We start from the raw sequence: 3,441 nt of genomic DNA, 5'->3' as shown, positions 1-3,441 counted from the left end.
ACGCCCTGCTCAAAGCCGATCGATGCTGGACGCAATCTCCAGCTTGATCATCACGGATACTCTAGGCATTCATGGTCTGCAACAACTCGACCCGGTGGCCCTGCGGATCGATGATATAGGCAGCACGCAAGCCATGTTCGGGTATGTCGGTCGCGGCGACCTCGATCGTTGCACCGGCAGCACTCGCCTTTTCCAGCGTCGCGTCCAGATCATCTACGACGAAGCCCGTCGTCGCCTCTCCTGTGGCAGGGGGCGTCCGGTTGGGATAGCTGACCAGGATGAAGTTGGGCGCGGGCGGCTGAGCGCCAGCGGTCTTGAGGATCACTTCGTTCATCAACTCTTCGCCTTCGCCAAGGTTGAGATAACCCACCACCTCAAGGCCGAAGAGTTCTGTGTAGAAACGTTCGGCAGCGGCAAGATCCCCGACGATGATCTTGGTGAAACTGAAGGCTAGTGCGGTCATCCTCAACCCCTTTCGCGTTACGCATTTATGTGAGACAATCTCTGTCTTAGCGCCTGAAAATGGCGTAAGCCAGATCAACTGATACGCATGTTGGAGAGAATGATGGCCGAAGAGGCAGCAGGTGACATTCGGTTGTCGGCAGTTTGGCGGAATTTCTGCGATCAACTGGCGCAGGCTGGAGAAGTTCTGGATCGTTCCACTGCGCCGGGAACGGCGATCGATCAGGCGGAAGGACTGCGGTATCTTTCCCGACTGACCCGTACGGCGCTCAACATGCTGGTCGATTCCAGCGATCCTGATTTCCCCCGCATCTTCCTGTTGACAGACGACGCGATCAAGATCGGCGCCGACAATCCGGACAATCTCTATCAGCAGATCGTCGTTCGGGGTGATCGCGAATATCGCATCACCGGCAAGCGGAACAGCGTTCCCTATTTTTCGATCGGGTCGAAGGCGAATCGCTACGCTATCGACGGCACCATGGCCTCGACCGGCGAGATCGAGCTTGCCGACATGCAGTTCGGGCCGGACGGCAGCTTCGAAATCATCGTCAGCAAGACGCAAAAGCCGGGCAACTGGCTTCCGATGGCGGATGACACGACCTTGCTCATCATTCGCCAGACCTTCAATGACAAGCGGACGGAAGTCGCAGCGGATGTGCGCATCGAACGGATCAGCGAAGGGCCCGCCGTTCCCGCGATCCTGGCGCCGGAAACGATCGAAGCGCAGTTGAACGGTGCTGCCGCCTGGGTGCGCGGCACGGCCAACACCTTCGCCGACTGGTCGCAATGGTTCATGGAACAGCCCAACCGCTTTTATGAGGGCAAGGAACAGTCGGTCTATCAGCGTGCCGGTGGCGATCCGAAAATCTGGTATGGGCACATCTATTATGATCTCGCCCCTGACGAGGCGCTGGTCATCACCGCAAAGCCGCCCCAATGCCGCTTCTGGAACTTCCAGATCGACAATTGGTGGATGGAATCCATGGACCATGTGAACCGCAAGGTGTGGGTCAATGGCGCGCAGGCCAAATATGAAGAAGATGGCAGCGTCATCCTGGTCTGCGCCGACAAGGATCCGGGCTATGGCAACTGGATCGACCTGTCCGGCCATCGCAAGGGCACCGGCCTCTGGCGCTGGATAGAGGCTGACGAGCATCCGGTGCCGCAATGCAAGGTGGTAAAGCTCTGAGCGCGCCTGCCGATCTCACTGCGCGTATCGCCGTCCTTGAAGATCGGGAAGCGATACGCGGCTTGATCGCCAGCTATGGCCCATTGGCCGACGCTGGCGACTGCGCGGGCGCTGCTGCCCTTTGGACGGAGGATGGCGTCTATGAAGTCGGCGGGTTCGGCAGCTACACGGGCCGCGCCGCGATCCAGGCCTTGCTGGAAGGGGAAAGCCACCAGAGCTTGATCCATGGCGGCGCAGCCCATGTCCTTAGCCCGCCGGTCATCGATCTTGACGGTGACAAGGCGACCGCCCGGACCTATTCGGTCGTCTTCCGCAAGTCCGGCGATAGCTGGGAGGCCCATCGCGCCTCGGCCAATAGCTGGCATCTCATACGCATGGGCAAGGAATGGAAGGTGGCGCGTCGCGTAAATCGCTTGCTTGACGGATCAGCCGACGCCCGCGCGCTGATCGGCGGCCAGTAGCGGCCAGTAGCGGCCAGTAGCGGCCGGGGCCAAGAGCCGTCGCGGACTGCTCAGACTGTGATCGTCTTACGGACGCATCCGCCCCTTTCCGTCACCCCGGACTTGATCCGGGGTCCCGCTACATCGTCAGCGTCAGATAAGAAACGGGCGCCGGATCAAGTCCGGCATGACGATCACTCAAACGTGACCATCCTTGGCCGAAGGGCGGCTCCAGCCTCGCGGCGCCGCCCTTCGCCTCATATGGTTCAGGCAGTCTGGCGCGCGGCGGCGAACTGCTTCCTGGCAAAAGCGCATGCATCGGCCATCGCTTCCTGCGCGCCCGGCAAGAAACCCAGCCATGAAACGAAACCGTGCACCATGCCCGGATAGCGCTTCACTTCGACTTCCACCCCGGCCTTTTCCAGCACCGGGCCATAGGCTTCCACCGCATCGCGAATGGGATCGCACTCGGCGGCGGCGATAAAGGCGGGCGCGAGGCCCTTGTGGCTCTCGGCCTTCATCGGACTGGCGCGGAAATCATCATAATCGCTCTCGTCCTTGATGTGCAGTTCCCAGAAATAATGGGCATCTTCCAGGCGAAGCACGGGGCCGTTCGCGAATTCGAGGGCTGAACCTTCTTCCGGGATCGGATGGATGCCGGGGCCATACCAGTTGATCTGCGCGGCGATGCGCGGCGCGCCGGCGTCGCGTGCCAGGAGGGCGCAAGCGCTGGCCAGCACGCCGCCCGCGCTGTCTCCCGCAACGGCGATCAGGGCAGGGTCGCCGCCCAGTTCGGCCGCATTGGCCGCCGCCCACTGGGTCGCGGCCCAGCAATCTTCGAACGCCGCCGGAAACTTGTGCTCGGGCGCCAGGCGATAGTCCACGGACACGACGATCGTCTCCGCGCCCGCCGCCAGTCCGCGCGCGATCATGTCCTGCGTGTCGAGATCGCCGACGACGAACCCGCCGCCATGGAAATAGGCAGTGACCGGGAAAGGCCCCTTACCCTCTGGCGTATAGATGCGCACCGGTATCTCACCGTTCGGTCCCGGGATCGTGCGGTCGGAAACCGACGCCAACGACACTTGCGGCGGCGGCAACTGGATCGAACTCGACCGCACCGACTCCCGCAATACGGGTACGGGAATGTTCCGTATCGGCGGCCATTCCGGCTGGTTGGCGAACATGGCCTCAAGCTGCGGATCGAGCGGCATCTCTATTCTCCTCGTTTCAATTCTGCAGTTTCTTCATTAATTCACACAATCGCGTCACCGGATTTATCGTCACCCTCTTGGTTCTCGTGGCATAGCTAGTCCGCGTTCGGCGATGATGTTGCGCTGGATTTGG

4 protein-coding genes are annotated in these 3,441 nt (G+C 61.3%); 2 read left to right on the top strand and 2 right to left on the bottom strand.

The window, feature by feature from the left end:
* Nucleotides 1-61: 61 nt before the first annotated feature.
* Complete coding sequence (locus MU848_RS15210) at nt 62-463, bottom strand: VOC family protein (protein ID WP_247233917.1); 402 nt, start codon at nt 461-463, stop codon at nt 62-64.
* A gap of 102 nt (nt 464-565) precedes the next feature.
* Here MU848_RS15210 and MU848_RS15205 point away from each other — a divergent pair, with 102 nt between their 5' ends.
* Together MU848_RS15205 and MU848_RS15200 are read left to right on the top strand one after the other, a co-directional pair.
* Nucleotides 566-1,654: a DUF1214 domain-containing protein gene (locus MU848_RS15205; protein ID WP_247233915.1), complete on the top strand. Its 1,089-nt coding sequence runs from the start codon at nt 566-568 to the stop codon at nt 1,652-1,654.
* The gene (locus MU848_RS15200; protein ID WP_097092944.1) at nt 1,633-2,115 is read left to right on the top strand and encodes a nuclear transport factor 2 family protein; all 483 of its coding nucleotides are present in this window, start codon (nt 1,633-1,635) and stop codon (nt 2,113-2,115) included. Before MU848_RS15205 ends, MU848_RS15200 begins: the two co-directional genes overlap by 22 nt.
* Before the next feature lie 245 nt (nt 2,116-2,360).
* Here the strand turns inward: MU848_RS15200 and MU848_RS15195 are convergent, their stop codons facing one another.
* Nucleotides 2,361-3,308 (bottom strand): alpha/beta hydrolase, encoded by a 948-nt coding sequence (locus MU848_RS15195; RefSeq protein WP_247233913.1) that lies wholly within the window; start codon nt 3,306-3,308, stop codon nt 2,361-2,363.
* Nucleotides 3,309-3,441: the final 133 nt, after the last annotated feature.

It is taken from the genome of Sphingobium agri (genome assembly GCF_023051225.1).
GTDB lineage: Bacteria > Pseudomonadota > Alphaproteobacteria > Sphingomonadales > Sphingomonadaceae > Sphingobium > Sphingobium agri.
The sequence above is the reverse complement of the archived record's forward strand: the minus strand, read 5'-3'. Positions and strand labels throughout refer to the sequence as shown.